This window comes from Psychrobacter piechaudii, from assembly GCF_900162825.1.
Lineage (GTDB): Bacteria > Pseudomonadota > Gammaproteobacteria > Pseudomonadales > Moraxellaceae > Psychrobacter > Psychrobacter piechaudii.
Genome location: NZ_FUGE01000222.1, coordinates 1 through 6,799, shown reverse-complemented (window position 1 = coordinate 6,799; position 6,799 = coordinate 1). Strand labels below are relative to the sequence as shown.

Genomic DNA, 6,799 nt, shown 5'->3' with positions numbered 1-6,799 from the left:
AGTATTAATAGCTTAAAATAATAACCGCAATTTACCAACGATAATAAGGGTTTGATCTTGTATTAAAATAACTTGCCCCTATTTAGTTAATAGAGCAGAGGGTTGCAAAACTTTTAGCTACGTTGATAAACCTTTTACTAATTAGCTTTCGATATTAAAGCGACAGCTTGCCATTACAGCTTCAGGTTATAACAAATTACAAATGTAGCCACTCTTAAAACCAACCATCAAAAGTATAAGTTTATTATGACAACTCAAGTTTATAAATATAGCCAGCATCCAGATATACGCCCTATCACCATTACCTTAACGGATGAACAAACTGCGGGTCATGGCGACCACTGGCGTATCTTAACTGATAGTATTGAAAACGATGTGCCTAATTGGCTACAAAACTCTATTGACGATGCAACCATAGCTGCTGGTCTAAACCCTGCTTTAACCAAAGACTCTTTGGGTCATTTGCTATTATCTTGCAATGAGATGTGTCATATAAACCAAGTATTGGCCATGAAAGATGGCAAGCCTCAAAACTTCATCAATGCCTTCCCTTGTGTCAATAGCCCTTATGGCCTGACTTGCAAAATTGACCGTATTATCGCCAATCCTTCAACAAAAGATGCCGTATTACGTTTAATCAGCGAAGATGGCAGCGTTATCTATGCTTTTGACCAAATGTATACCGTTAACCAGCCTCTTTATCGCCAAGATCAGCAGTATTTTGTCAACTTTAGCGCTTGGGCTTATGCGATTGAGCCTAGTAATAAAGATGAGATTATTTTAGTAGAAGATCCGGAAGCCATTCACTATCACCGTGCTTATAATGACATTGTGGCCAAAAATAATGGTGTTATTCCTGCCGACTTGGACAAGCAAATAGATCAGTGGCAAGCCGATACCGATGAGGAGTTGGCCCCTATTGAAATTAATCTCGGCAATATGTGTGCTTACTTATTTGGTGAAACTTTGGGTCAAGAGGATGAGGCTTGGTGTCAAGGCCAGGTATTGGGAAAACAGCAACAAACCTTATATGACCGTCAATTAACTGTCTTTGATGTGGCCATCTTACGTGAGCCAGACGCAGATCCTTTTGTGGTGCGTATGGCTACCCCAACCACTGAAGAAGTTCAGAAAATTGAAGTCAATGATTATATTCAAGCCAATATTTGGCTACAGGCGGCTATTTATCATGAAAATCAAGCCGACTAATTAAAAATAAGTATGGCTTTTAAAACTTAAAAGGCTGACTCCTATATTTGAGTCAGCTTTTGTGTTTTGGGTCAGTTTATTTGTAGATAAATTACTGATTTTTGGTCAAAACCGATAAATATATCAAAAATAGTTGACTTTTTAACAGTTCAGACAAGCTCTGTATTTACAACTGTTACAAAATCAGGTTACTATAAATCACCTTCTCTAAATGAAAGAGTAAATCAATAGAGTTTATTCGATTCATATCAGTGTGTTTATGAAACCTTCTACTTCTGACAAGATTTTCAGCCCTTCCTCACTGCCTGTTCCAATATTCATGGCAGAAAGCACTACCGACTCTGACAGTTTACAACCTACTCTTCATAAAATGACTACAAAGCCTTATGCCTATAAAAAGGTAAATTCTACCCCTTCGATAGAGATGGCTACTCATTTTTCAGGGGTGGATGAACCAACCGATATCCTATATCGTAGCCAATCTAGTGCTACTAAGCCTTCAGCAGCGTATGCTGACTCTGAATCAAAACGAGCCAGTGCAAGCTTTGAACTCTCAACTTTTGATAGTACCGCAAGCAAGCTGTCTTCCACCGAAGGTAGCAGTAATTCTCTGGCCCTTTTTATGAAATCTATATTTGGCGAGAAAGCCTTTAACTCTATCAGCTCACTTTCCGTCAGCTTCTTTGTTTCGGGTATATTATTAATGTTTTATTTAATACATTTGATTTAATTAGTTATGATTTGATTCTTTGATTACTTAAATATCCGCAAAACTATCTATAACCTAAAAAAACATGTAGACATAAAAAAAGAGTGTTTGACTAGCAAACACTCTTTTTTTTGACTTAGACTAAACCATAAAACCAATTAAGCCTGTTCAGTGATCGCATAGATTTTCTTAAAAAGATCTTTTTGTTCAGGTGAAGGCTTGGCCGTTTGTAGCGCCATAACTTGACCCATATCACCATCAATACGAATTTTACCTGACATAAAAGCATTCATTGCTTCATTCATATCGCCTTTTAAAGCAATGGCTTTTAGGGTTTCTTCATCAATATTGATGGTAGTAGTTGCGTCAGTCTCACCTTTCTTCAAAACACCGTTTTCAAGAGCGGCACTAACATCGCCATTTGCAGTATTAGTGACGTTTAGGTTGATTTTAGTATTGGCCAATGCGGGTGGAAGATTTAAATCACCAGCTTCTGCAGTTAAACGATCCACTTCGTTAAACCATTCATCCGTTAAAAAAACTGCCATAAGTGTTTCCCTGTTCAAATTAAAAATAGAGTTAAAGTAAAAATAGGGTTAAAATATACCTTAAGCATATTAGTTGCTATTTCAAAATATTATTTATAGTTTATATAGTGATTACTTTATATAGTCAAGATAGCTTTTATTAAAATAGCGAAAATTTATTTCGACTAGACCGAAAGTTATCATTATAAGCCTTATCATCTATTAGGTCACATCATATACAATTTAACTATGTGTTAATTAAAACCCTAAAAAATAGCTATTTAACTGCATTAAGGTGAATACTAAGGTTTAAAGTGCTTCAAAAAACCACAGACCCTATAGTATTTATTTGACTTACTAAGTCATTTTTATTGTTGTCAGTTAAGTGTTACTCTATGTTGCTTTAAACGTAGCATGTTGATAGCTATAAACAATATACATTAAGTCTTAAGATAGACATTGAGACATAAGTATTTATCGAATAAAGCCGTTTACCCACAACTTTTTTACGGGTTTTTTTTGATTTGACTGTTTCGTCAGATGATATTTTGTATCCTATGCGTTACAATAGCTTCATATTTAGATAACATCGGGTATAAAAACCAAACAATTGAGACTGAAATTTAGTTTTAGCCCCTCAAGAGTTAGCCGTTTCTAAATTAAATAACTGAATTACTGTGTTATCGACACCCAATAAGGTTGATCCTGAGTATCTCCTTTATCATTCAGAGTTATTTATCGGCTACTTAGTTTTGGTTAACACCTTTGATACTTAAGGCTGTAAAGGAAATATTCCAATGAGTATAAATAACACAGCAGTCTCTCCAGTCGATCGTGATTATGAAATCACAGTTGTCAGATATTTCACAATCATGGCAATCGTCTGGGGGATTATAGGCATGGGTCTTGGGGTGTTTATCGCCTCACAATTGGCTTGGCCTGCCCTAAACTTTGATATCCCTTGGCTAACTTTTAGCCGCTTAAGACCGCTGCATACGAACGCGGTAATTTTTGCGTTTGGGGGTTCTGCTTTATTCGCAACCTCCTACTACATCGTACAGCGTACCTGTAAAACCAGACTATTCGCTCCTTACTTGGCGTGGTTTACCTTCTGGGGTTGGCAGGCAGTTATTGTTGCTGCTGTCATTACCTTACCACTAGGTTTAACCTCAACTAAAGAGTATGCAGAGCTTGAATGGCCTATCGATATCCTGATCGCAGTCGTTTGGGTTTCTTATGCCATTGTTTTCTTTGGTACATTGATTAAGCGTAAAACGTCTCATATCTATGTAGCAAACTGGTTCTTTGCAGCTTTCATCATCACTATTGCTTTACTACATATCGTAAACAGTATGGCCATCCCAGTAGGATTATTTAAATCTTACTCACTATTTGGTGGTGCTACAGATGCGATGGTTCAGTGGTGGTATGGACATAACGCGGTTGGCTTCTATTTAACAGCAGCTTTCCTAGGTATGATGTATTACTTCGTACCAGTACAGATCGGTCGTCCAATTTACTCTTACCGTTTATCAATTGTCCACTTCTGGGCGTTAATCGCTTCATACATGTGGGCTGGTGGACACCACCTTCACTATTCAGCATTGCCTGACTGGACTCAGTCTTTAGCTATGGTGTTCTCAGTGATTCTATTCGCTCCTTCTTGGGGTGGTATGATTAACGGTGTTCTAACGCTTTCAGGTAGTTGGGATAAACTACGTACTGACCCAATCATTCGCTTCTTGATCGTTGCCTTGTCATTCTACGCAATGTCAACGTTTGAAGGCCCAATGATGTCAATTAAGACAGTGAACGCTTTATCGCATAATACTGACTGGACTGTAGGTCACGTACACTCAGGTGCACTAGGTTGGGTAGGTCTAATTACAATGGGCTCTTTATATGTGCTAATTCCACGTATTTTCAACAAGCCTAAGATGTATTCAATTAGCTTAATTAATACTCACTTCTGGCTTGCAACTGCAGGTACTATTTTCTACATCGTTTCTATGTGGATCTCTGGTATTGGACAGGGCATGATGTGGCGTCAAACAAACCCAGATGGAACGCTTGCTTACAACTTCATTGAGACAGTAACGTTCTCTCACTATCCGTATATCGGTCGTGCATTTGGTGGTTTGTTGTATGTAAGTGGTATGTTTGTGATGGCTTATAACGCTTATAAGACTATCAAGATGCCAAGCGCTCGTCCTGTTGACGAAGCTGACCCAACAAATCATAGTCCTATCGTCAAAGATGACGAAGACACTCAGCCTGTTAACGTGTAAACCAGCAATCGCTTAAGGAGATATCATGGCGGGTACAGCTCATGAAATAATTGAAAAAAACACAGGCTTGCTGGTCATCTTTATTGTTATTGCAATTAGCTTTGCAACATTAGTAGAGATTGTTCCATTAATTTTTGATACCAAGTCTAGTGATGAAGGCGGGGTTAACCAACCCCTACCTACTATGGAACCATGGACAGCGTTAGAGTTTGAAGGACGTGATATTTATATCCGTGAAGGCTGTCACGTGTGCCATACACAAATGATTCGTCCACTACGTGCTGAAGTTGAACGTTATGGACCTTATTCACGTGCCGCAGAATCTACGTGGGATCACCCCTTCCTATGGGGATCTAAGCGTACTGGTCCTGATCTTGCACGTGTTGGTGGACGCTATTCTGACGATTGGCAGAAAAAGCACTTAATCCATCCTCAATCATTGGTACCTGAATCAGTTATGCCAGGTTTCCCATGGTTAGCTGAACAAGAAGTTGATGGCAGTAAAGTACAAGCCAAAATGCGCTTGTTCCGTGATCGCTTTGGTGTGCCTTACACTGAAGAAGACATCGAAAGCGCTCCTGACCAAGTATTAGGTGCAACAGAACTTGATGCGCTAGTAGCTTACTTACAGCAGCTTGGTACCGCTATGGAGGGTCAGCGCTAATGAGTATCAGTGACCTACATATTATCGCTACTGTGGGGGCGTTTATTGCCTTCATCAGCATCGCATGGTGGGCGTATTCTCCTAGTAACAAGAAGCGCTTTGAAGAAGATGCACAGCTTGCGTTGGATGATGACATGTTAGCGTCATCAGCCTCTAATTCACGCAATAAGGATAAAAGATGAGCATATTTTGGAGTTCATGGATCACCATCTTAAGTCTGGCCTGTTGGTTAGGTATTCTTGGCGTGCTCCTTTTCGTTCTGCGTAATAAACCAGATTTACAAGAAGACGGCACTACAGGTCATATTTATGACGATGTTATCCAAGAGTATGACAAGCCGCTTCCTAAATGGTGGTTAGTTATTTTCTTTGGTACTATTGTTTGGGGTTTGGTTTACTTCCTACTATTCCCAGCTATTTTCCCAAGTCACTTTAAGGGCTTTTCTACTGTTGAAGTAGACGGTAAAACCGTACCTTGGACCTCAGAAAATGAGCTTTATAGTGACCTAGAAAAGAACAACAAAGTTTTCACTGAAAACTTTAATAACAACTTCTTACCAAATGCGGCTGCTCAAAAGCAACTGGCTACTTTAGCCTCTCTACAAGCTAAAGAGCCTGTTAAATCTGAGCGTAGTAGTGAGCTAAGTGAACAGATTCAAGCTAACGTTGAAGCTTTAGCTCCTTATGTAAAAGAGCTATCTGGCAACCAAAAAGCACTGATGGCTGGTGAACGTTTGTTCTTACAGAACTGTGCGGTATGTCATGGTTCAACTGCTCAAGGTGCTCCAGGCTATCCTAACCTAACCGACAATGATTGGTTACATGGTGGTGAGCCTGAGAATATTTTGGTAACCCTGCATAATGGTCGTCATGTTAATCTTGACCCTACTCAGCCATTACCTATGCCTGCTCAACGTGCTGATATTGGCGAGCAAGGTGTTCGTGCTGTAGCTGAATATGTTCTTTCAATCTCTAAGAACCAAGAGAAGACAGAGCTTGATCCAGCCAAAATTGCTGAAGGTAAAACTATTTTTGGTGAGAAATGCTTTATCTGTCATGGTCAAGATGGTAAAGGTATGATTTCTGCGGGCGCCCCTAACCTTACCGATGGTATTTGGTTATTTGGTGGTGATCGTGAAACCGTACAAGAAACCATTCGTAACGGTCGTGGTGGTGTGATGCCAGAATGGGAAACTAAGCTTGGTAACGAACGTATTATGTTACTAGCTTCTTATGTTTATTCATTATCAAATAATGCTGTAGTTGCTCCAGCAGATTCTGCTGCTAAATAAGCTACGATCATTATTAATAAATTGAATTATTCATATCAAACCAATCTTGAATAACATCAAAAAGGGGGCTGTCAATACAGTCCCCTTTATTCGTTTTATACTTACTAAAAT

The 6,799-nt window shown here is 39.1% G+C and carries 7 protein-coding genes; 6 read left to right on the top strand and 1 reads right to left on the bottom strand.

From position 1 onward, the window contains the following. The first annotated feature begins 246 nt into the window (after positions 1 to 246). Together A1019T_RS11690 and A1019T_RS11685 are read left to right on the top strand one after the other, a co-directional pair. On the top strand, positions 247 to 1,209 hold the full coding sequence (locus A1019T_RS11690) for a hypothetical protein (protein ID WP_077451790.1): 963 nt from the start codon (positions 247 to 249) through the stop codon (positions 1,207 to 1,209). A gap of 259 nt (positions 1,210 to 1,468) precedes the next feature. Continuing rightward, on the top strand, positions 1,469 to 1,939 hold the full coding sequence (locus tag A1019T_RS11685; protein ID WP_143514130.1) for a hypothetical protein: 471 nt from the start codon (positions 1,469 to 1,471) through the stop codon (positions 1,937 to 1,939). 137 nt (positions 1,940 to 2,076) lie between these two features. Here the strand turns inward: A1019T_RS11685 and A1019T_RS11680 are convergent, their stop codons facing one another. Then, positions 2,077 to 2,466 carry an SCP2 sterol-binding domain-containing protein gene (locus A1019T_RS11680; RefSeq protein WP_077451786.1) on the bottom strand — a complete coding sequence of 130 codons (390 nt, stop codon included), beginning with the start codon at positions 2,464 to 2,466 and terminating at the stop codon, positions 2,077 to 2,079. Between the two features lie 776 nt (positions 2,467 to 3,242). On the opposite strand from A1019T_RS11680, the gene ccoN reads away from it, so the two are divergent. The 4 genes from ccoN to ccoP are packed head-to-tail and all read left to right on the top strand — an operon-like array spanning position 3,243 to position 6,688. Beyond that, positions 3,243 to 4,733 carry a cytochrome-c oxidase, cbb3-type subunit I gene (gene ccoN, locus A1019T_RS11675; protein ID WP_077451784.1) on the top strand — a complete coding sequence of 497 codons (1,491 nt, stop codon included), beginning with the start codon at positions 3,243 to 3,245 and terminating at the stop codon, positions 4,731 to 4,733. Between the two features lie 25 nt (positions 4,734 to 4,758). Beyond that, positions 4,759 to 5,397, top strand: a complete 639-nt coding sequence (ccoO, locus tag A1019T_RS11670) for a cytochrome-c oxidase, cbb3-type subunit II (protein WP_077451783.1) — start codon at positions 4,759 to 4,761, stop codon at positions 5,395 to 5,397. Beyond that, entirely contained in the window at positions 5,397 to 5,579 is a 183-nt protein-coding gene (locus tag A1019T_RS11665; RefSeq protein WP_077451782.1) for a cbb3-type cytochrome oxidase subunit 3, read from the top strand. The genes ccoO and A1019T_RS11665 overlap by 1 nt, the downstream gene beginning before the upstream one ends. Further along, positions 5,576 to 6,688: a cytochrome-c oxidase, cbb3-type subunit III gene (gene ccoP / locus A1019T_RS11660; protein WP_077451781.1), complete on the top strand. Its 1,113-nt coding sequence runs from the start codon at positions 5,576 to 5,578 to the stop codon at positions 6,686 to 6,688. Before A1019T_RS11665 ends, ccoP begins: the two co-directional genes overlap by 4 nt. Positions 6,689 to 6,799 lie beyond the last annotated feature (111 nt).

Bases quoted from the DNA above. Each gene is read 5' to 3' on its own strand.
- A1019T_RS11685 (WP_143514130.1), top strand. From the start codon at position 1,469: ATGAAACCTTCTACTTCTGACAAGATTTTCAGCCCTTCCTCACTGCCT.
- ccoN (WP_077451784.1), top strand. From the start codon at position 3,243: ATGAGTATAAATAACACAGCAGTCTCTCCAGTCGATCGTGATTATGAA.
- A1019T_RS11690 (WP_077451790.1), top strand. From the start codon at position 247: ATGACAACTCAAGTTTATAAATATAGCCAGCATCCAGATATACGCCCT.
- ccoO (WP_077451783.1), top strand. From the start codon at position 4,759: ATGGCGGGTACAGCTCATGAAATAATTGAAAAAAACACAGGCTTGCTG.
- A1019T_RS11680 (WP_077451786.1), bottom strand. From the start codon at position 2,466: ATGGCAGTTTTTTTAACGGATGAATGGTTTAACGAAGTGGATCGTTTA.
- A1019T_RS11665 (WP_077451782.1), top strand. From the start codon at position 5,397: ATGAGTATCAGTGACCTACATATTATCGCTACTGTGGGGGCGTTTATT.
- ccoP (WP_077451781.1), top strand. From the start codon at position 5,576: ATGAGCATATTTTGGAGTTCATGGATCACCATCTTAAGTCTGGCCTGT.